Genomic DNA, 21,381 nt, shown 5'->3' with positions numbered 1-21,381 from the left:
GGCCCCGCCGCAGGTCCTCCCGCGCCTACCGGATCACCCGGCCGCGCAGGACGATGCGGCTGGGGGCGCGGACGACGCGCAGGTCGCGACGCGGGTCCTCGGGGTAGACGACCAGGTCGGCGGGGCCGCCTTCGGTGAGGCCACCGAAGCCGAGCCAGGCACGGGCCCGCCAGGAGGCGGCGGCGAGGGTGTCCTCGGCGGACATGCCGGCCCGTTCGTGCAGCAGCAGCATCTCCTCGGCGGCGAGCCCGTGGTCGATCCCGCCGCCGGCGTCGGTGCCGACGTAGATCGGCACGCCGGCCTGGTGGGCGGCGCGGACCACCTCGGGGAAGCCGTCGCGCAGGGCGAGCATGTGGTCGGCGTACCCGGGGAACTTCGGTCGGGCCTGCTCGGCGATGCCGCCGAAGGTCTGAATGTTGATCATGGTGGGGACCAGGGCGGTGCCCCGCCGGGCCATCTCGTCCACCAGGTCCAGGCTCAGCCCGGTGCCGTGCTCGACCGAGTCCACCCCGGCCCGCACCATGACCGCCACCGCCTCCTCGGAGAAGGTGTGCACGGCGGCGCGTACCCCGGCGGCGTGCGCGGCCTCGACCGCGGCGGTCATGGTGGCGGCGTCCCAGGCCGGGGCGAGGTCCCCGACGCCCCGGTCGATCCAGTCGCCGACCAGCTTGACCCAGCCGTTGCCGGCGCGGGCCTGGGCGGCGACGGTGGCCGCGACCTCGGTGGCCGGCACCTCCACCCCGATGTCGCGCAGGTAGCGGCGCGGCGGGGCGATGTGCCGGCCGGCGCGGGCCAGGCGCGGCACGTCCGGGTCGTCGTCGAGTTCCGGGTACGGGTACGGCGAACCGGCGTCCCGGATGGCGAGCACCCCGGCGTCGCGGTCCACGATGGCGAGCTGCCGGGCCTGCTCCAGCGAGCCGACCGGGGCCCCGCCCCGGGCGATACCCAGATGGCAGTGCGCGTCGACCAGACCGGGCAGGACGTACCCGTCGGCGGCGATGGTCTCCGCGCCGGGCACCGGGTCGAAGGTCACCCGGTCCCCGACCAGCCACAGGTCGCGCACCTCGTCGTCGGGGAGCACCACGCCACGTACGTGCCAGGCCATTCGTCCTCCGTCTCGCCGGGACCGTCGGGATCATTCTTCCCGCCCGGACCTCGGCCGATCGGAGGGGGCAACGGTGTGGGGCCCGGCCGTGACCGGCCGGGCCCCAGGTCGTACGTCGGTCAGGTGCCGGCGCGCTCCAGCACCGACCGCCGCCGCGCGGTCCACGCCGGCAGGTCCATGGTCGTCTTCCAGGGCCGGTCGATGGTGATCAGACCATCGGTCTCGACACTCGGCTCGTAGCCCCCCTTGGGGCTGAGGAGAAGTTCGGTCAGCGTGACCTTCTCGCGCAGCGGGTCGATCACCCGGTAGCTGGGTACGCCAGCGGCGGCGTAGAGCCGAGCCTTGTCGTAGCGGTCCCGGAAGGTGGAATCCGGGGAGGCCACCTCAACGGCGAGGACGGCAGCCTCGACCGGCACCGGTGACCGGTTCGCGTGTTCGACGCGGACCGCAACCACGTCAGGGCGCGGCTCGTTCCGTCGGTCCACCGAGAGGGACTGATCGATGCTGACGAAGTAGTCGTCCGGGCAGTGCTGTTCCAGAGCGAACATCACCCGGGCGCAGATGAACTGGTGCAGGGGCGTGGGGGACGGCACGATCAACCTTCCGTTGACCAACTCGTACGGAAGGTCCTTCGGCAGGTCGTCGAGGTCGTCGACCGTCCACTCCGAGCGCTCCGGCAGGATCGGCGCCGCAGTCATGGGGTTCTCCTTCCAGGGAACCCCATCACCGCAAGAGTTCATCCCGTCACCCTACGCTGTCGACACGCCGGGTCAGCCCGGCTTGCCGCCGCCCTTGCCGAACTTGTTGAAGTCGATCTTCGGCAGCTTGAAGCCCGGGGGCAGGCCCTGGCCGCCGGCCAGGTCGTTCGGGTCCAGGCCCGGCGGGAGCTGCGGCATGCCGCCGGGGAAACCACCGGCCATTCCGGCCCCGGCGCCCGCTCCGGTACGCGGCCGGTTGCCGCCCTTGGTGCCCTTGCGCTTGTTCTTCGGGCTCTTGGTCGCCTTGCGCCGGCCGCCACCGGGCAGGCCCATCATGCCGCCCATCTGCTTCATCATCTTCTGCGCGTCGGCGAAGCGGTTGAGCAGCTGGTTGACGTCCATCACGGTGACCCCGGAACCGTTGGCGATGCGCGCCCGCCGGGACCCGTTGATGATCTTCGGGTTGGTCCGCTCGCCCGGGGTCATCGACCGGATGATCGCGGTGACCCGGTCGAAGTGCTTGTCGTCCAGCTCGGCGATCTGGTCCTTCATCTGCCCCATGCCGGGCATCATGGCCAGCACGTTGGCGATCGGACCCATCCGACGGACCGCGATGAGCTGGTCGAGGAAGTCCTCCAGGGTGAACTGCTCGCCGCCCATCAGCTTGGCGGTCATCTTCTCCTTCTGATCGGCGTCGAAGGCCTGCTCGGCCTGCTCGATCAGAGTGAGGACGTCGCCCATGCCGAGGATCCGGCTGGCCATCCGGTCGGGATGGAAGACGTCGAAGTCCTCCAGCTTCTCGCCGGTGGACGCGAACAGGATCGGCTGCCCGGTGACCTCCCGGACGCTCAGCGCGGCACCACCCCGGGCGTCGCCGTCGAGCTTCGACAGCACCACGCCGGTGATACCGACGCCGTCCCGGAACGCCTCGGCGGTGCGGACCGCGTCCTGGCCGACCATCGCGTCGATGACGAAGATGACCTCGTCGGGCTGGACCGCGTCCCGGATGTCGGCGGCCTGCCGCATCATCTCGGCGTCGATACCGAGCCGACCGGCGGTGTCGACGATGACGATGTCCCGGGCGGCCCGCCGGGCGTGCTCGATCGAGGCCCGCGCCACCTGCACCGGGTCGCCGGTGCCGTTGCCGGGCTCCGGGGCGTACACCTCGACACCGGCCCGGCCACCGAGCACCTGGAGCTGCCCGACGGCGTTGGGGCGCTGGAGGTCGGCGGCGACCAGCAGCGGCTGGTGACCCTGGGTCTTGAGCCAGCGGGCCAGCTTGCCGGCCAGGGTGGTCTTGCCGGAGCCCTGGAGACCGGCCAGCATGATCACCGTCGGTGGCTGCTTGGCGAACTGGAGCCGTCGGCTCTCGCCACCGAGGACGTTCACCAGCTCCTCGTTGACGATCTTGACGATCTGCTGGGCCGGGTTGAGCGCCTGGGAGACCTCCGCGCCGCGCGCCCGCTCCTTGACGTTGGCGATGAAGCCCTTGACCACCGGCAGGGCGACATCCGCCTCCAGCAGCGCGAGCCGGATCTCGCGCGCGGTGGCGTCGATGTCGGCGTCGGTGAGCCGGCCCTTGCCGCGGAGCTTGGTGAAGATCCCGGAGAGGCGGTCACTCAAGGTGTCAAACACGCGAACATCCCGTTGGTCGGTGGTACGGCGGGCACAACCCGGCCGGACGGACGCCAGCCGGCACCGCTAGGGTAGCCCGCCGCCCGCGCCCGCGCTCCGGCCCGGGCCGGCGTCCGGAGATCACCCGGGCCGCTTCCGGCACCAGGCACACCGGCCGCCGCCCTGCCCCGGGCCTCACACGGCGGCCAGGACGGCGGCTTCCAGGCGGGCCCGTTCGGCGTCGTCCGGCCAGCCGCCGACCAGGTAGAAGGCGTCCACCACGTCTCCACCGAGGGTGGAGATCCGGGCCGCCCGCACCTCGACCCCGGCCGCGTCGAGCGCGCTGGTCACCCGGTAGAGCAGCCCGGCGGCGTCGGCGGCCCGCAACTCCAGCAGCACGGCGTCGGTGGCGGCGTCCCGGTGCCAGACCACCCGGGGGGCCGCGCCGGTCGCCCGGGCGGCGAGGGCGCGCCCGCGCAGCCGCTGGGTGACCGACACGTCGCCGACCAGGGCGCGCCGCAGGTCGGCGGCGAGCGCCACCGGGTCGGGGGCCAGCCCGTAGCGGGGCTGCACCCGGCACTCCACCAGGGCCCGCCCGTCGTGGATGGAGGCGTCTGCGGTGAGCACCTCCAGCCGGTGCAGGGCCAGGCAGCCGGCCACCGTGGCGAGCAGGCCGCGCCGGTCCGCCGCGGCCACCGCCACCCGTTCCCCGTCGAGGTGCACCACCGGCAGCGGTTCGGCCAGCAGCGCCGGGTCCGGGGCGGGCGGGGCGGGCAGCACGCCGGTGTCCAGGGCGGTACGGACCCGGGTGACCAGGTCGGCGACCAGCCGACCCTTCCAGTCCGACCAGGCGGCCGGGCCGGTGGCCGCCGCGTCCGCCCGGACCAGGGCGTACAGCAGGTCGAGGGTGGTCGGGTCACCGACCGCCTCGGCGACCCGGGTGATGGTCACCGGGTCACCCAGGTCGCGGCGGGTGGCCACGTCGGGCAGCAGCAGGTGCAGCCGGACCAGCGTGCCGATCAGGGCCGCCTCGGCGGGTGGCAGGCCGATCCGGGTCGCCACCGCCTCGGCGACCGGCGCGCCCAGCGTGCTGTGGTCGGTCGGGCCGCCGGGGACGCCGGGCAGCCCCTTGCCGACGTCGTGCAGGAACGCGCCGATCAGCAGCAGGTCGGGGCGGTCGACCTCGCGGGCGTACCGGCTGGCCTCGGCGGCGGCCTGCACCAGGTGCCGGTCGACGGTCCACCGGTGCACCGGGTTGTGCTGGGGGAGGCTGCGCAGCCGGGGCCACACGGGCAGCCAGCCGTCGACCAGCCCGTACCGGTCGCAGGTCTCCCAGGCGGGGATCAGGCCGGGACCGGCGCCGAGCAGGGTGACCAGCGCGGCGCGGGCCTCGGACGGCCACGGCGACGGCAGCGGCGGGCAGTACGCGGCGAGCCACTCGCAGGTGGCGCGGGCGATCGGCAGCCGGGTGACGGCCGCCGCGGCGGCGACCCGCAGCGACAGCGCCGGGTCGGGGCGGGCCCCGATGGCGGTCCGGGCGAGCACCAGCTCGCCGTCGTGTTCGACGACGTCCCGGGCGACCGGGCGGCGGACCGGCCGGTGGTCGCCGCCGCGGCGGCGGCCGCGCAGCCGGTCCGCGGCCCGCCAGGCGTCGTCGAGGGCGTGGCTGACGGTGCGGGCGTCCCCGGCGACCCGGCGGAGCAGGACGTCCCCGTCGTGGCCGCCGGTGTCGGGCCCGGCGGACGGGGGCTGGCGCAGTCCGAGCAGCCGGGCCACGCCGTCGCGTTCCTGGGCGAGGAGCCGGTCGACCCGCCGGCCGACCTGCTGGTGCAGGGCGTCCCGGGTGTCCAGCAGGCGCAGGTGCGCGGCCCGGACGGCGGGGCGCAGCGCGTCGGTGAGCCCGGCGGTGGCGATGGCCCGCAGGATGCCCACGTCGCGCAGCCCGCCGGCGGCCTCCTTCAGGTCGCCCTCCAGCAGGAAGGCCAGGTCGCCGTGGGCCTGCCAGCGGCTCTCGGTGGTCTCCCGCAGCGCGGGGAGCTGCCGGACGGCGGTGCGTCGCCACTGGTCGGCGGCGGTGCGGACCAGTTCGTCGGCGACCCGTCGGTCCCCGGCGACGTGCCGGGCGTCGAGCAGGCCGAGGGACACCTTGACGTCGTCGAGGGCCACCGAGAGCGCCTCGCCGACGGTACGCACCGAGTGGTCCAGCCGGAGCCGGGCGTCCCAGACCGGGTACCAGATGCCGGCGGCCAGTTCGTCGATGCCGGGTACCCCGGTGTGCACGAGGACCAGGTCCAGGTCGCCGTGCGGGGCGCACTGCCGTCGGCCGAGCCCGCCGACGGCGACCAGGGCCACCCCGTCCCGGTCCGGCAGCAGGGTGGACAGCCAGCGGTCGTACCGGTCGGCCCGTTCGCGGCGGGCCGCCTCCCCCACGCCGTCGACCCCGTCGACCACGGGGGTGTCGGGTCCGGGGGTTCCGGACGCGTTCTCCGTGGTCGACGGGGTCATGACGGTACGCCGGTCAGAGGGCGTCGAGGCCGCGTTCGCCGGTACGCACCCGGACCACGTCCTCGACGGCGGTCACCCAGACCTTGCCGTCGCCGATCTTGCCGGTCCGGGCGGCGCCGACGACGGCGTCCACGACCTTCTCGACGTCGATCTCGTCGGTGAGCACCTCGACCCGGATCTTGGGCAGGAACTCGACCGTGTACTCGGCACCCCGGTAGACCTCGGTGTGCCCCTTCTGCCGGCCGTACCCCTGGACCTCGCTGACGGTCAGGCCGGCCACGCCGAGGGCGTGCAGGGCCTCCTTCACCGCGTCCAGCTGGTACGGCTTGATGACCGCGGTCACCAGCTTCATGTCCAACCCTTCCATCGCGTAGACGTTAACCGGCGACCTTTTCGCTGACCGGGGTGGTGGGCTCCGCCGGCTTCGCTGCCGGTGCGGTCCCGCCGATGCCGGCCATCGCGAAGGCCCCACCGGCGCTGCCCGTGGACGGCGACAGGTCGTAGCCGCTCTCCGCGTGCTCGGCGATGTCGATGCCGTCGACCTCGGCCTCCTTGGAGACCCGGAAGCCGATGGTCTTCTCGATCACGAAGCCGAGCACGAAGGCCACCGCGAAGGAGTAGACCGTGACGATCAGGGCGCTGAGCGCCTGGACGCCGAGCTGGGCGACCCCGCCACCGTAGAACAGGCCCTCGTCGGCGACGAGCGAGCTGACCGAGCTGGTGCCGAAGAGGCCGATCCAGAGGCAGCCGATCCAGCCGCCGACGAAGTGCACGCCGACCACGTCGAGCGAGTCGTCGTAGCCGAGCTTGTACTTCAGGCCGACGGCGAGGGCGCAGACCGCACCGGCGACCAGGCCGAGCAGGACCGCCGCCCAGGGGGCGACGAAGGCACAGGCCGGGGTGATGGCGACCAGACCGGCGATGGCCCCGGAGGACGCGCCGACCAGGGTCGGCCTACCGTCGCGGACCTTCTCCACGACGAGCCAGCCGAGCACCGCGGCGGCGGTGCAGACCTGGGTGTTGAGGAACGCGATGGCGGTGGTCGAGTCGGCGGTCAGCTCGGAACCGGCGTTGAATCCGAACCAACCGAACCACAGCAGACCGGTGCCCAGGGCGACCATCGGCACGTTGTGCGGCTTCATGGCCTCCTTGGGCCAGCCGAGTCGCTTGCCGAGCACCAGCACCAGGGCCAGCGCGGCGGCACCGGCGTTGATGTGCACCGCCGTACCACCGGCGAAGTCCAGCGCGCCGAGCTTGGCGCCGATGAAGCCGCCACCCCACACCCAGTGGGCGACCGGGAAGTAGACCAGGGTGGCCCACGCCCCGGCGAAGATCAGCCAGCCGGAGAACTTGGCCCGGTCGGAGATCGCGCCGCTGATCAGCGCGACGGTGATGATCGCGAACATCATCTGGAAGGCCATGAACACGTAGAGCGGGATGCCGGTCTCGCCCCACAGGTCGGTCTCGGCCATGAAGGTCTTGGTGCCGAGGTACTGACCGACGTCGCCGATCACGCTGGCCTTGTCCTCACCGAAGGCGAGGCTGAAGCCGTAGAACAACCACAGAATGCTGATGAGCCCCATGGCGGAGAAACTCATCATGATCATGTTGAGCACGCCCTTGGACCGGTTCAGACCGCCGTAGAACAGCGCCAGACCCGGCGTCATGAGCAGCACGATCGCGCTCGATATCAGCAACCACGCGGTGTTGCCGGTATCGATCGTCGGTGCTTCAGGCACGCTGGCCTCCTAAAGGTGAGGTTCCCTCCTTCGCGGCTTCCGGGGCAGCGTCGCCCGTACGCCGGTTGCGCGAAAGGTTCCGCCCCGGCTGTTTCGCCTTCGGTCCCGGCCCGGTTTCCGGTCCGTCACGAGTTGTTTCGAACGTGTGAAGAAACGCGCACTTACCGCAGCGCCCATTCCAGGGTGTGCCGTTCGTAGTCGAGCAGCCGCAGATCGCGCATCGGACGCCGGAGATGCCCCTTGTGCACGATCCGGACGAACGCCGGGTCGCCGGCGGCGGCCATCCGCCGGATGCCCTCGACGTGGTCGACGATCCGCTTGCGGATGGTCCGGATCAGCCGGTGCCGGTCCCGGGGGATCAGCCCGTACGCGTCGGCGAACAGGCGCAGCCGACGGGGCCGGTCCGGCCGCTTCCAGCCGAGGGTGTAGGAGTCCCGGTCGGAGAAGATCGGCACCCAGGTCCACGCCGCGTACGCCACGTCGTAGATCCGCGCGCCGGGCGAGGCCAGGTCGAAGTCGATCAGCCCGAGGGTGCCGTCCGGTCGCCAGATCACGTTGTGCGGGGCGGCGTCGTGGTGGCAGATCACCTCGGTGTCCGGCGGGGGCGGGCCGAACGAACGCCAGACCGCCCCGGGTGGCGGGACGAAGCCGTACTGGGCGTCGTGGAACATCCGCAGCATGGTCGCCACGGTGACCAGCGCCTCGTCGGTGACCCAGTGCGGGGCGAGCGGGTACTCCCCGCACTCCCCCTCCATGTACGAGAGGATCTCCCGGTTCCGCTCGTCCATGCCGTACGCCCGGGGCGCGCCGGTGAAGCCGACGTACTCCAGGTGGCGCAGCAGGCCGTGTACCGCCGGGGTCCACGGCCCGGCGTTGCGGCGGACCGTGTCGCCGACCTTGACGACGGTGCTGACGTTCCCGCCGTGCAGCGGGATCTCCTGTGCGGTCACGTGCGGTCTCCCCAGGCCCGGTGCCGGATGGCGCTGGTCACGCCAGCCGGCGTGGACGCGGTCGTCAGTGGTCACCCGAGGTTACGCGTCCCGGGCGAGCGGCTCGGTGCCGAGCAGCGCGTCGACGAACTGGGCCGGGTCGAACGGGGCCAGGTCGTCCTTGCCCTCACCCAACCCGACCAGTTTGACCGGAATGCCGAGTTTGCGCTGCACGGCGATGACGATGCCGCCCTTGGCCGTGCCGTCCAGCTTGGTGAGCACCACGCCGGTCACGTTGACCACCTCGGTGAAGACCCGGGCCTGCTCCAGGCCGTTCTGGCCGGTGGTGGCGTCCAGGATCAGCAGCGTCTCGTCGATCGGGCCGTGCTTCTCCACCACCCGCTTGACCTTGCCCAGCTCGTCCATCAGACCGATCTTGTTCTGCAACCGGCCGGCGGTGTCGATCAGGACGGTGTCCACCCCGGTCTCGATGCCCCGCTTGACCGCGTCGAACGCCACGCTGGCCGGGTCGGCCGCCTCCGGGCCCCGGACGGTCTCCGCGCCGACCCGGCCGCCCCAGGTCTCCAACTGGTCGGCGGCGGCGGCCCGGAAGGTGTCCGCCGCGCCGAGCAGCACGCTGCGCCCGTCGGCCACCAGCACCCGGGCGATCTTGCCGCAGGTGGTGGTCTTGCCCGCGCCGTTCACCCCGACCACCAGCAGCACCGCCGGCGCGCCCTCCTTCGGGGCGGTCCGCAGCGACCGGTCCAGCGTCGGGTCGAGCGCGTTGACCAGCTCGGCGGCGAGCAGCGCGCGCAGTTCGGTGGTGTCCCGGGTGCCGAGCACCCGGGTCCGCTCCCGCAGCCGGTCGACGATCTCCCGGGTGGCGTCGATGCCGACGTCGGCGGTGATCAGGCTGTCCTCGATCTCCTCCCAGGCGTCCTCGTCCAGCCGGTCCCGGCTGAGCAGGCCGAGCAGCCCCTTGCCGAAGGCGTTCTGCGAACGGGACAGCCGGGAGCGCAGCCGGACCAGCCGGCCGGCGGTCGGCTCGGGGACCTCCAGCGGGGGCGCCTCCACCACCGGCGGCACCTCGACCACCGGCGGCTCCACCACCACCGCACCGGACGTCTCGGCCGGCGGGGCGGTCGGGCGCTCCTCGACCCGGGTCGGTGCCTGCGTCCGGGGCAGCGGGGGCTCCGGCCGCTTGCGCAGCTTGGGCACCACCAGCCCCACCACCGACAGGAGCAGCACACCGAGCAGGACCAGTGCGACTACGAGGTAATCCGCCATGGACGAAATCCTGTCAGATGCCGGCGCGGTCGGCTCAGCCACCGCGCCCGATGGCCGGTGGAGCTGCGACTTCGCCGGTATCGTCCGGTGGGTGGCGGGTGCGCCGACAGGGTAGAAATGGTGAGCCGCTCTCGCCTCGGAGGTCTCCATGCCCAGCCCCCGCCTGCTCATCGGTCCGTTGCTGCGACGGGTCGTCGGCACGCGGGCCACCGTCTGGGTGGAGACCAGCGCCCCGGCCGTGGTCCGGGTCCGCACCGCCGACGGGGCCGCCGGCAGCGCGTCCACCTTCTCCGCGTACGACCACCACTACGCGCTGGTGGTGGTGGACGGGCTCACCCCGGACAGCAGCACCACGTACGAGGTGCTGGTCGACGACGAGGTGGCCTGGCCGGAGCCGCGCGACCCGTACCCGCCGAGCGTGATCCGGACCCGCGCGGCCGACGACCACGACCAGCCGGTACGCCTGGTCTTCGGCTCCTGCCGGGAGACCACCCAGCACGCCACCACCCGCAAGCTGCCCCCGGACGCCCTCGACGCGTACGCCCGGCGGTTGATGGCCGACCCGGACGACGCGGACCGGCCCGACCTGCTGGTGCTGCTGGGTGACCAGGTCTACGCCGACGTGACCTCGCCCACCGTGCGGCGGCTGCTGCGTCGACGTCGGCGGCGGCCGAAGGGCGCCCCGGCGGACCAGGTGGTGAGCTTCGACGAGTACACCAAGCTGTACCTGGAGTCGTGGCGGGATCCGGAGATCCGCTGGCTGCTCGCCACCGTGCCGAGCGTGATGATCTTCGACGACCACGAGATCATCGACGACTGGAACACCTCCGCCGCCTGGCGGGCGGACATGCGCGAGCAGCCCTGGTGGGCGGAGCGGATCGGCAGCGGGCTCGCCTCCTACTGGGTCTACCAGCACCTGGGCAACCTGGACCCGGACGAGATCGCCGCCGACCCGGTCTACGCCAAGGTCACCGCCGCCGGGGACGCCACCGGGATCCTCAAGGAGTTCGGGCACCGGGTCGACCAGGAGTCCGACCTGGCGCACGACACCGAACGCTGGCGCACCGTGCAGTACCAGTGGAGCTACGCGCTGGACATCGGCCGCACCCGGCTGGTCATGCTGGACAACCGGTGCAGCCGGGTGCTGGAGCCGGGCCTGCGGGCGATGCTGCCGCCCGGCGAGTGGTCCTGGTTCGTCGACCAGGCCCACGGCGTGTACGACCACCTGGTGGTCGGGTCGTCGCTGCCGTGGCTGCTGCCGCCGGGCATCCACCACGTCGAGGCGTGGAACGAGAAGCTCGCCGCGTCCCGCCGCCCCTGGGTGGCGAAGGTCTCGGAGCAGTTGCGCCGGGCGCTGGACCTGGAACACTGGGCCGCCTTCCAGCGCTCCTTCGAGGCGCTCGGGGCGCTGTTCGCCCGGATCGGGTCGGGGACGCCCGGCGCGCCCGGTGACCGGGTGGGGGCCGGCCCGGCGTACGCGCCACCGGCGTCGATCAGCGTGCTGGGCGGGGACGTGCACCACTCGTACGTGGCCCGGGCCCGGTTCGGTGCGGGCATGGCGACCCCGGTGCACCAGTTGACCTGCTCGCCGATCCACAACCAGGTGCCGGCCGGGATGCGCCCGCTGATGCGGCTGGGCTGGTCGGCCGGGCCGTCGGCGGCGGTCCGGGCGCTGTCCCGGTCGGCCGGGGTGCGCCGGTCGGCGGTGCGCTGGAAGAAGCTGGCCGGCCCGTACTTCGGCAACGCGGTGGGCACGCTGCTGCACCGGGGCCGGGCCGCCGAGGTGACCATCGAGGGCACCACCGGTGACGGCCAGCTACGCACGGTGGCGCAGCAGCGGCTGACGGCCGGCGGCTAGGACCCGTGTCGAGGTCCCCGGCTCGGCCTGGGACGTCGACCCCGGCACTGGGCGGGGCCCCGTAGGCTCGGTGCCGTGGACAACCAGTTGCCCGAGCTGCTGCGGACGGTCGAACACGAGCTGACCGCGCTGCTGCGCCGGGGCCGGGCGGTCTCCTGGGGGGTCGTCCGGGAGGTCCACCCGCACCTGGAGCCCAACACGTACGGGCTGCTGCTCTGGCTGCGGCGCAGCGGCGCGGTCCGGCTGACCGACCTGTCCGTCCGGCTGGGGGTCGGCAAGGGCACGCTCAGTCGGCAGATCCGGGGGCTGGAGGAGCTGGGCCTGGTGCGTCGCGAGCCGGATCCGGAGGACCGGCGGGCCGCCCGGCTCAGCCTGACCGTGGAGGGGCAGCGCCGGTTCGACGCGGCCCGGGGCAGCCGGGTGGAGGAGTTGCAGCAGTCCCTGGCCGGCTGGTCGGCCGACGACCTGGCGGAGTTCGCCCGGCTGCTGCACCACTTCAACGAGAACTGGACGCCCGAGCGGTGAGCCCCGCCCCGCCGGGCTGAGACCTGGGCCACGGCGGGAACAGGGACGCCAGCGCAGAAGTTGTTGCCCGAGGCAACCAAAGTTACGGTTGCCCCGAGCAACTTCTCGCCGTTGGAGGTAGTGACGATGACCCAGGCCGCCGCGCCCCCTCGGACGACCGGCGGCGAGATGACCCACCGGCAGGTGCTGGAGGCCCTCTCCGGCCTGCTGCTGGGCATGTTCGTCGCGATCCTCTCCTCCACCGTCGTCTCGAACGCGCTGCCCCGGATCATCACCGAGCTGCGCGGCGGGCAGTCCGCGTACACGTGGGTGGTCACCTCGACGCTGCTCGCCATCACCGCCACCACCCCGCTGTGGGGCAAGCTCGCCGACCTCACCAGCAAGAAGATGCTGGTCCAGCTCTCCCTGGTGATCTACGTCCTGGGTTCGGTGCTGGCCGGCCTGTCCCAGTCCACCGGGCAGCTGATCGCCTGCCGGGTGGTGCAGGGCATCGGGGCCGGCGGTCTCACCGCACTGGCCCAGGTGATCATGGCGACGATGATCGCGCCCCGCGAGCGCGGCCGGTACAGCGGCTACCTGGGCGCGGTGATGGCCGTCGGCACCATCGGCGGCCCGCTGATCGGCGGCGTCATCGTCGACACCTCCTGGCTCGGCTGGCGCTGGTGCTTCTACGTCGGGGTGCCGTTCGCCGTCGCCGCCCTGGTGGTGCTCCAGAAGACGCTGCGCCTGCCGGTGGTCAAGCGCCCGGTGACCATCGACTGGTGGGGGGCCACCCTGATCACCGCCGCCGTCTCGGTGCTGCTGATCTGGGTCTCCCTCGCCGGCGACAGGTACGACTGGATCTCCTGGCAGACCGCCGTCATGGTGGTCGGGGCGCTGCTGCTCGGCGCGGCGGCGGTCCTGGTCGAGACCCGGGCGGCCGACCCGGTCATCCCGCCCCGGCTGTTCCGCGACCGCACCATCACCCTGGCCACCGTGGCCAGCGTCGCGGTCGGCGTCGGCATGTTCGGCGCGTCGGTCTTCCTCAGCCAGTACTTCCAGATCAGCCGGGGCCAGAGCCCGACCATGGCCGGCCTGATGACCCTGCCGATGATCCTCGGCCTGCTGGTCTCCTCCACCGTCACCGGCCGGGTGATCACCCGGACCGGCCGCTGGAAGCGGTACCTGGTCGCCGGCTCGGCGCTGCTCACCGTCGGTTTCGCGCTGATGGGCACACTCCGCTACGACACCAACTTCTGGCTGCTCAGCACGTACATGGCGATCGTCGGCGTCGGCCTGGGCATGACCATGCAGAACCTGGTGCTCGCCGTGCAGAACACCGTCGGCGCGCACGAACTGGGCGCGGCCAGCTCGGTGGTGGCGTTCTTCCGCAGCCTCGGCGGCGCGGTCGGCGTCTCCGTCCTCGGCGCGGTGCTCGGCCACCGGGTGAAGGACTACCTGGCCGACGGCCTGACCCGGCTCGGCGTCCCGGCCTCCGGCACGGCCGACGGCGGCACCCTGCCCGACGTGCACACCCTGCCCGGACCGATCCGGACCGTCGTGGAGAGCGCGTACGGCCACGGCGCCGGCGACATCTTCCTGGCCGCCGCCCCGTTCGCGCTGATCGCGCTGATCGCGGTCAGCTTCATCAAGGAGGTCCCGCTGCGGCGGCACACCGACCCGCTGACCGACGAGGTCGAGCAGGAGTCGACGGTGGCCGTCGGGGCGGGCGCGGCGGTGATCCGCACCGGCGAACGCGGCTGAGGGGCCGACGATGACCGTGGGACCACCGGTGGACCGGCAGGAGTACGGCCCGCGCGCCCGGCCGCTGCCGTTCGAACGCGGCACCGACGGCCCCCGCGTGGTGCTGGTCGGCGTGGACGGCACCCGCACCTCGCTGCGCGCCGCCGCGTACGCGGCCGGACTGGCCCGCCGGCAGGGGTCCGCGCTGGTGGTGGTCTTCGTCAGCTCCCCGGCCCCCTACACCGCCCTGGCCGACGGGGTGGTGGCCGGCGCGGTCCAGCGCACCCAGGACGAGCTGGCCGCCGACCTGCGGGCGGAGTGCCGCCAGGGTGCCGAGGAGCTGGGACTGCCGGTCACCTTCCTGTGCCGGCGCGGCGACGCGTACGCCGAACTGCGCGCGGCGGCCGACGAGACCCGGGCCGACCTGGTGGTGGTCGGCTCGTCCGAGCAGGCCGGGCACCGGTTCGTCGGCTCGGTCGCCACCCGGCTGGTCCGGGCCGGCCGCTGGCCGGTCGTCGTGGTCCCCTAGGCACTGGGGCACCGGAACGCCGGAAGCACCGCGACGTGCCGGGGCCGCCGGGACGTCGGGGCGAAATCCGGTCGCCGGTTGTCGGACCCTGCCGTCAGGATGACCCGATGACCTGGACAGCACCGCAGATCACCCGTACCCCCGAGGCGTACGTCGGCGACGAACGCACCATGGTGGAGGGCTGGCTCGACTACCACCGGCAGACCCTGCTGCTCAAGTGCGCGGGGCTGACCGCCGAGCAGCTCCGCACACCCAGCGTCGCCCCGTCCGGGCTGACCCTGCTCGGACTGGTCCGGCACATGGCCGAGGTCGAAGCCTGGTGGTTCCGGGAGAACTTCGCCCGGCAGACGGTCGACTACCCGTACTTCACCGAGAAGAACCCGGACGCCGACTTCGACGTCACCGACGCCGACGCCGAGGCGGACCTGGCCGTCTTCCACCGCGAGGTGGAACTGGCCTGGGCCGCCGTGGTCGGCCGGTCGCTCGACGAGACGTTCACCGAGGTCAGGCCGAAGGGCCGGACGTTCAACCTGCGCTGGGTGTACCTGCACATGATCGAGGAGTACGCCCGGCACAACGGCCACGCCGACCTGATCCGGGAACGCCTCGACGGCGTGACCGGCGACTGACGCCCGGTTCAGTACGCCAACGCGGCCCGCAGGTAGCGCAACCCCGCCGGCCCGCTCCACCGGTACGCCGGCAGTCCGGCCACCCGGGCGCCGCTGACCATACGGTCGTCGTCGTCGACGAAGAGCACCCGGTCCGGCGGGGTACGCAGCGCCTGGCAGGCCGCCCGGAAGTACTCCTTCGCCGGCTTGTGCACCCCGAGGATCGAGGAGTTCACCACCACGTCCAGCTCGTCGGCCAGCCCCAACGCGGCCAGGTCGGCGTCGAGCAGGTCGGTGGCGTTGGTGGCGAGACCGACCGGGATCCCGGCGGCCCGTACCTCGCGGACGAAGCCGAGCACCTCGGCGTCCACCTCGCCCCGGTACGCCTGCCACTCGTCCACCGCCGCCCGGGCCTGCTCCCGGTCACCGGCCGGCCCGGCCAGCGCGTCCGCCACGCTGGTCAGCCAGTCGGCGTGGCTGACCTGCCCGACCAGCACCGGCTGGAGCCGCCCCCAGTGCATCGCGATGTCGGTGAGCACCCCCGGGGTGAGCCCGTGCCGCCGCTCCACCCCGGCCGCGACCGCCGGGTCGAAGCGGCGCAGCACGCCGTCGAGATCCACCAGGAGCGCCGTCGGCCGTTCCCGAGTCACTGTCGATTCTCCTCGCTGCGGCCGAGCCGCTCGTTCTCCCCGTCGGTCCGGTTTATCCGTTGGCTGATCACCTGGGTGACGCCGTTGCGCATGGTCACGCCGTAGAGCGCGTCGGCGACCTCCATGGTCCGCTTCTGGTGCGTGATCACGATGAGCTGGCTCTTCTCCCGCAACTGGGCCAGCAGCGTGATCAGCCGCCCGAGGTTGACGTCGTCCAGGGCCGCCTCGACCTCGTCCATGATGTAGAACGGGCTGGGCCGGGCCCGGAAGATCGCCACCAGCATCGCCACCGCGGTCAGCGAGCGTTCCCCACCGGAGAGCAGCGACAGCCGCTTGATCTTCTTGCCCGGCGGCCGGGCCTCCACCTCCACGCCGGTGGTGAGCAGGTCGTCCGGTTCGGTGAGGATCAGCCGGCCCTCGCCGCCCGGGAAGAGGACCGTGAAGACCTGCTGGAACTCCCGGGCGGTGTCGGCGAACGCGCTGGCGAACACCTCCAGGATCCGGTCGTCGACGTCCTTGACCACGGTGAGCAGGTCCCGCCGGGTGGCCTTCAGGTCCTCCAGCTGCTCGGAGAGGAACTTGTAGCGCTCCTCCAGCGCGGCGAACTCCTCCAGCGCCAGCGGGTTGACCTTGCCGAGCAGGGCCAGCTCCCGTTCCGCCTTCGCGGCCCGTTTCTCCTGCACCGGCCGCTCGTAGCGGACCGGCTCGGGCACCGGCAGGCCGTCCCGCTCGGCCGCCGCCACGTCCGCCTGGGTGGGGGGTACCGGCTGGTCCGGGCCGTACTCGCCGATCAGCGCGGCCACGTCCAGGCCGAAGTCCTCGGCGGCCTTCGCCTCCAGCTGCTCGATGCGCAGCCGCTGCTCGGCGCGGGCCACCTCGTCCCGGTGCACCTGGCTGGTCAGCCGCTCCAGTTCCGCGCCGAGCCGCTTGGCCGCGCCGCGTACCTCCTGGAGTTCGGCCTCCCGCGCGGCGCGTTCGGCGGCCACCGCGTCCCGGTGCGTCTCGGCCTGCCCGATCGAGGTGGTCAGCCGGGTGAGCGCCTCCCGCGCGCCGCCGGCCACCGCGCGGGCGATCGCCGCCCCCCGGGTACGGGCCGCCCGGCGCGCCGCCGCCCGTTCCCGCGCGGCACGTTCCGCGCCGGCCTGCCGGCGCAGCGAGTCGGCCCGGCCGGCGATCGAGGAGACCCGCTCCTCGGCGGTACGCACCGCCAGCCGGACCTCCATCTCGTTCTGTCGGGCCTGCGGCACCAGCGCGGCCAACTGGTCGCGTTCCTCGGTCGACGGCTCGGCGTCGAGCGGGGTGGCCTCGGCCAGCCGGAGCCGTTCCTCCAGCTCGGCGAGGGCGGTCAGGTCCCGTTCCCGGGCGGCCTGGGCACGGGCCAGCGACTCGCCGAGCCGGTCGGTCTCGCCCTTCGCGGAGCGGGCGGCGGCCCCCAGTTCGGCCAGCCGGCGGGCGGCGGCGTTGCGGTGGCTCTCCGCCTCGCGTTTCGCGGCGGCGGCGTGCTGGACCGCCTCCTTGGCCTCGGCCACCTCGGCGCGCGCCTCGACGAGCTGGTCGCGCAGCTCGGCGCTGGTCCGCTCGGCGGTGAGCCGGTTCGCGCGGGCCTCCTCGACGGCCGCGGTCACCTCGATGAAGCTGGGTGCCTTGGCCGACCCGCCGGCCGCCGCGTACGCCCCGACCACGTCGCCGTCGGGGGTGACCGCGCGCAGCTCCGGGTTGGCGGTGACCAGCTCGGTGGCGGCGGCGAGATCCGCCACCAGCACCACGTCCCGCAGCGCCCGGTGCACCGCCGGACGCAGCGCGTCGGCACACTCGACCAGGTCCGGGGCCCACTGGGCGCCGTCGGGCAGCTTCGGGCGCAGCGCGTCGGCGGGGCCGGCCATCCCCGGACCGGCGGGACTGCCGACCAGCAGGCCGGCCCGGCCGGCGTCGGAGATCTTGAGTAGTCGCATCGCCTCGACCGCCTCGTCGACCCCGGAGACGGCGACCGCGTCGGCCAGCCCGCCCAGCGCGGCGGCGAGGGCCGCCTCGTGGCCGGGGGCGACGGTGAGCAGCCCGGCCAGGCTGCCCAGCAGGCCGGGCACCTGGTCGGCGCGGGCCAGCAACGCGCCCGCGCCGTCCTTGCGGCGCAACCCGATGGCGAGCGCCTCTTCGCGGGCCTTCCAGGTGGCGGCGTCCTTCTCGGCGGCCCGTTCGGCGTCGGCCAGCGCCCGGACGGCCGCCTGGGCCCGCTCGTGGACGGCCACCGCCTCGGCGTGCCGGGTGTCCAGCTCGACGTTGTCCCGGTCAGCCTCGGTGGACTGTTCGGCCACCGCGTCCAGGTCGGCCTGCGCCTGCTCGGCCCGGGTCAGGGCGTCGGCGTGCGCGGCGGCCAGCCGTTCGATCTCCTCGCCCCCGCTGGTGGTCCGGGCCCGCGCCGAGTTGACCTGGCCGGTGAGCCGGGCCAGCCCCTCCCGCCGGTCCGCGATGGCCTTGGCGGCGACGACGAGTTCCCGTTCGGCGGCGGTGAGCTGGCGTTCCAGCTCCTGCCGGTGCTCCACCGCCTCGGCCAGCCGCACCTGGTCGTCGGTGAGCGCCGCGCGCAGCTCCTCCTCCTGCTCGCGGATCCGCTCGGCCTCCGCCTCCAACTGGTCCGGGTCGCGGCCGGGCCGCTCGTCGTCCGGGGTGGCGCTCAGGTGCCGCAGCCGCTCCCGGGCGAGCTGCTCGATCGACCGGAACCGCTCGGCCAGGGCGGAGAGCTTGTACCAGGTGTCCTGGGCGGCGGCCAGCAGCGGGGCGTCCTCGGCCAGGGCCGCCTCCAGCTCACCGAGACGCTGCTGGACCTGGGTGTGTTCCTCCTCGACCTGCTCGCGGCGTTCCCGCAGCGCGGCCTCGTCGGCGATCTCGCGGTCCAGGGTGCCGCGCAGGGTCGCCAGGTCGTCGGCGAGCAGCCGCAGCCGGGCGTCGCGCAGGTTGGCCTGGATGGCGGCGGCCCGCCGGGCCACCTCGGCCTGCCGGCCCAGCGGCTTGAGCTGGCGGCGCAGCTCGGCGGTGAGGTCGGTGAGCCGGTTGAGGTTGGTCTGCATCGCGTCGAGCTTCCGCAGCGCCTTCTCCTTGCGCTTGCGGTGCTTCAGGACGCCGGCCGCCTCCTCGATGAAGGCCCGCCGGTCCTCCGGCTTGGCGTGCAGCATGCCGTCCAGCCGGCCCTGGCCGACGATGATGTGCATCTCCCGGCCGATGCCGGAGTCGGAGAGCAGTTCCTGGATGTCGAGCAGCCGGCAGGAGTCGCCGTTGATCTCGTACTCGCTCTCGCCGGAGCGGAACATCCGGCGGGTGATGGAGACCTCGGTGTACTCGATCGGCAGCGCGCCGTCGGTGTTGTCGATGGTGAGGGTCACCTCGGCCCGGCCGAGCGGGGCCCGGCCGGCGGTGCCGGCGAAGATGACGTCCTCCATCTTGCCGCCACGCAGCGCCTTCGCGCCCTGCTCGCCCAGCACCCAGGCGATGGCGTCGACGACGTTGGACTTGCCGGAGCCGTTCGGCCCCACCACGCAGGTGATGCCCGGTTCCAGTTTGAGCGTCGTGGCGGAGGCGAAGGACTTGAACCCCTTCACCGTCAGGCTCTTGAGATGCACCTTCTCGATCCTCGTCCGGTGGCCGCCGGGTCGTCGCGGGTCGCCGCGCCGTGGTCGGCTGCCGTGCCGGGCCGGGCCGCGCGGACCTGGTCAACCCGCAGACTAACCCGCTGCCGGCCGGACCCCGGTACGCGACCCGCCCCGAACGGGGGACGCGGAGGAACAAGCGTTACACAGAGCTGCGCGCCGGCACACAATGTGTCGGCGCGCGATTTCTTTGCTGCTGCGATTCAGTTTTCCAGGTGACCGGAGATCAGGTCAGCGCGGGCTCGGCCAGCCGGAGCAGGTCGTCCGCCTCCGCTGCTGCCGCCGCGAGCCGATCGTTCTCGGCACGCAACCGCGTGATCTCGAACTCCAGTGCCTGAACCCTGGCACGCAGCCGGGTGACCTCGTCGAGCAGACGCCGATCGGGCGCCGCACCAACGTGGCCGTACAGGGCCTTCGCCATTCTAAACTCCTTGAATTGCGCTGCCGGTAAGGCCGGCCAACGCGCGCCCAATGGTTCGCGGCTGCCACCCCGATGGTAAATTCGGGCATGACCGGGCGCGACTGGCGACACCTATATATTGGGCCGCCAACCCCCCGTTCGTCAAGTTGACGCAGGCCATAGATCATCTACGCGTCGACCCGCGAGCTGCGCGAGAGCCGCCAACCAGGCACGGACCATCGGCGTCCGGACGGGAACACTGTAACTGCACAGCGTTCCGAATCGATTACACCGCGAGTCGGTTTCGCCTTAACTCTTCCTTAGCCGGATTGCCGCCCCGGACGCCCGCCACGTAGCGTCACCTCGGCCCGTCACCGCAGACCCTGGAGGCACAGGAGTGTACGGCTGGACCGACCCGAGCGCCCCGGAGCCGGACCCCCGGCGTACCGAACCGCCGACCGAGGAGCCGCCGTACTGGGACAACGGTCGTCCGATGCCCCGGTCGGCGTACCTCTTCGGTGACGAGCCGGAGCGGTCCGACGACCCGGCCCACCCTGCTACCCCGGACGACCGGCGGTACCGTCAGCCGGCCGCCGACGAATGGCACACCGGGGAGCGGCGGTACCCGCTCCCGGCGGACACCCACCCGGCCGGGCCGTTCCCCGGCGGGTCCGGCAGCTCCCCGTTCCCCGGCGGACCCGGCAGCGGGCCGTTCCCCGGCGCGGCCGGGCCGCTCGCCGGACGGTCGGCGGGCCCCCGGTCCGGGGACGCGACGCCCGGGGACGGGCGGCACCGCTCCCGACGACGTCTCCCCCGGCCACTGCTGATCGCCGGCGCCGCCGCGACCGCCACCCTGGTGGTGGCCGTGGGCGTCGGCGCGGTGCTGCTCCCCGACGACGAGCGGACCGGCACCACCGCCACCGCCGAGGAGGTGCCGGTGGCCCCGCCGCTGCCCGGTGCCGACCTGCCGCCGTCGGGATCGGCGAGCCCCAGCCCGTCACCGACCACGGCCAGCCCCAGCCCGTCACCGAGCCGCAGCGTCAAGCCCACGCCGGCCCCGAGCCGGACCACCGCCCCGTCCCGGCGCACCGCCGAGCGGAGCAAGGCACCGACGCCCCGCGCCACCACCGCCGCGCCGCTGGCCACCGGCGGCACCGAGCAGGCGCAGGTCGTCGCCCTGGTCAACGCCGAACGGGCCAAGGCCGGCTGCGGCGCGCTGAGCGTCGACGCCAAGCTCACCACCGCCGCCCAGCGGCACAGCGAGGACCAGGCCGCCCACAAGAAGATGTCGCACACCGGCAGCGACGGCAGCGACGCCGGTGACCGGCTGGACCGGGTCGGCTACGACTGGCGCGGGTACGGCGAGAACGTCGCCTGGAACCAGCAGACGCCGGCCGCCGTGATGGCCGCCTGGATGAACAGCGCCGGACACCGCGCCAACATCCTGAACTGCGCGTTCACCGAGATCGGGGTGGGCGTGGCGCGCAGCAACGGCCCGTACTGGACCCAGGTCTTCGGCACCCCCGCCTGACCGGGTCCGCGCCGGAGATTCGCAGCGCGGGGTCTGTTCC

The 21,381-nt window shown here is 73.4% G+C and carries 17 protein-coding genes; 6 read left to right on the top strand and 11 right to left on the bottom strand.

The features are described 5' to 3' along the window. Window positions 1–25: 25 nt before the first annotated feature. From PVK37_RS14005 to ftsY, 8 genes are all read right to left on the bottom strand, one after another. On the bottom strand, window positions 26–1,105 hold the full coding sequence (locus tag PVK37_RS14005) for an amidohydrolase family protein (RefSeq protein WP_275034378.1): 1,080 nt from the start codon (window positions 1,103–1,105) through the stop codon (window positions 26–28). 119 nt (window positions 1,106–1,224) lie between these two features. Beyond that, the gene (locus PVK37_RS14000; protein ID WP_275034377.1) at window positions 1,225–1,803 is read right to left on the bottom strand and encodes a Uma2 family endonuclease; all 579 of its coding nucleotides are present in this window, start codon (window positions 1,801–1,803) and stop codon (window positions 1,225–1,227) included. A gap of 72 nt (window positions 1,804–1,875) precedes the next feature. After that, window positions 1,876–3,438, bottom strand: a complete 1,563-nt coding sequence (gene ffh, locus PVK37_RS13995; protein WP_275034374.1) for a signal recognition particle protein — start codon at window positions 3,436–3,438, stop codon at window positions 1,876–1,878. Between the two features lie 174 nt (window positions 3,439–3,612). After that, window positions 3,613–5,922: a [protein-PII] uridylyltransferase gene (locus tag PVK37_RS13990; RefSeq protein ID WP_275034373.1), complete on the bottom strand. Its 2,310-nt coding sequence runs from the start codon at window positions 5,920–5,922 to the stop codon at window positions 3,613–3,615. A 13-nt stretch (window positions 5,923–5,935) separates the two neighbouring features. Next, window positions 5,936–6,274, bottom strand: a complete 339-nt coding sequence (locus tag PVK37_RS13985) for a P-II family nitrogen regulator (protein ID WP_341483446.1) — start codon at window positions 6,272–6,274, stop codon at window positions 5,936–5,938. Window positions 6,275–6,299: 25 nt separating this feature from the next. Next, entirely contained in the window at window positions 6,300–7,661 is a 1,362-nt protein-coding gene (locus PVK37_RS13980; RefSeq protein ID WP_275034370.1) for an ammonium transporter, read from the bottom strand. Between the two features lie 161 nt (window positions 7,662–7,822). Next, window positions 7,823–8,686 carry an aminoglycoside phosphotransferase family protein gene (locus tag PVK37_RS13975; protein ID WP_275034368.1) on the bottom strand — a complete coding sequence of 288 codons (864 nt, stop codon included), beginning with the start codon at window positions 8,684–8,686 and terminating at the stop codon, window positions 7,823–7,825. Between the two features lie 6 nt (window positions 8,687–8,692). After that, on the bottom strand, window positions 8,693–9,877 hold the full coding sequence (gene ftsY / locus PVK37_RS13970; protein ID WP_275034366.1) for a signal recognition particle-docking protein FtsY: 1,185 nt from the start codon (window positions 9,875–9,877) through the stop codon (window positions 8,693–8,695). A gap of 148 nt (window positions 9,878–10,025) precedes the next feature. Here ftsY and PVK37_RS13965 point away from each other — a divergent pair, with 148 nt between their 5' ends. From PVK37_RS13965 to PVK37_RS13945, 5 genes are all read left to right on the top strand, one after another. Then, window positions 10,026–11,735 carry an alkaline phosphatase D family protein gene (locus PVK37_RS13965; RefSeq protein ID WP_275034365.1) on the top strand — a complete coding sequence of 570 codons (1,710 nt, stop codon included), beginning with the start codon at window positions 10,026–10,028 and terminating at the stop codon, window positions 11,733–11,735. 75 nt (window positions 11,736–11,810) lie between these two features. Continuing rightward, the gene (locus tag PVK37_RS13960; protein WP_275034363.1) at window positions 11,811–12,260 is read left to right on the top strand and encodes a MarR family winged helix-turn-helix transcriptional regulator; all 450 of its coding nucleotides are present in this window, start codon (window positions 11,811–11,813) and stop codon (window positions 12,258–12,260) included. A gap of 126 nt (window positions 12,261–12,386) precedes the next feature. After that, the gene (locus tag PVK37_RS13955; RefSeq protein WP_275034362.1) at window positions 12,387–14,003 is read left to right on the top strand and encodes an MDR family MFS transporter; all 1,617 of its coding nucleotides are present in this window, start codon (window positions 12,387–12,389) and stop codon (window positions 14,001–14,003) included. A 10-nt stretch (window positions 14,004–14,013) separates the two neighbouring features. After that, window positions 14,014–14,511 (top strand): universal stress protein, encoded by a 498-nt coding sequence (locus PVK37_RS13950; RefSeq protein ID WP_275034361.1) that lies wholly within the window; start codon window positions 14,014–14,016, stop codon window positions 14,509–14,511. Between the two features lie 107 nt (window positions 14,512–14,618). Next, complete coding sequence (locus PVK37_RS13945; RefSeq protein WP_275034359.1) at window positions 14,619–15,140, top strand: DinB family protein; 522 nt, start codon at window positions 14,619–14,621, stop codon at window positions 15,138–15,140. A gap of 8 nt (window positions 15,141–15,148) precedes the next feature. On the opposite strand, the gene PVK37_RS13940 is transcribed toward PVK37_RS13945, so the two are convergent. The 3 genes from PVK37_RS13940 to PVK37_RS13930 all read right to left on the bottom strand — a co-directional run bounded on the left by PVK37_RS13940 (window position 15,149) and on the right by PVK37_RS13930 (window position 19,831). Then, window positions 15,149–15,769, bottom strand: coding sequence for an HAD-IA family hydrolase (locus PVK37_RS13940; RefSeq protein ID WP_275034358.1), 621 nt, complete (start codon window positions 15,767–15,769; stop codon window positions 15,149–15,151). Continuing rightward, window positions 15,766–19,383: a chromosome segregation protein SMC gene (smc, locus tag PVK37_RS13935; protein WP_275034357.1), complete on the bottom strand. Its 3,618-nt coding sequence runs from the start codon at window positions 19,381–19,383 to the stop codon at window positions 15,766–15,768. The genes PVK37_RS13940 and smc overlap by 4 nt, the downstream gene beginning before the upstream one ends. A gap of 253 nt (window positions 19,384–19,636) precedes the next feature. Then, window positions 19,637–19,831, bottom strand: coding sequence for a hypothetical protein (locus PVK37_RS13930; RefSeq protein WP_089010688.1), 195 nt, complete (start codon window positions 19,829–19,831; stop codon window positions 19,637–19,639). A 376-nt stretch (window positions 19,832–20,207) separates the two neighbouring features. On the opposite strand from PVK37_RS13930, the gene PVK37_RS13925 reads away from it, so the two are divergent. Further along, a complete protein-coding gene (locus PVK37_RS13925) occupies window positions 20,208–21,341 on the top strand; it encodes a CAP domain-containing protein (protein WP_275034356.1) in 1,134 nt (377 codons plus the stop codon). Window positions 21,342–21,381 lie beyond the last annotated feature (40 nt).

It is taken from the genome of Micromonospora cathayae (genome assembly GCF_028993575.1).
GTDB lineage: Bacteria > Actinomycetota > Actinomycetes > Mycobacteriales > Micromonosporaceae > Micromonospora > Micromonospora cathayae.
Note: the sequence above shows the minus strand (reverse complement) of the source record. Positions and strands in the feature narration are given on the sequence as shown.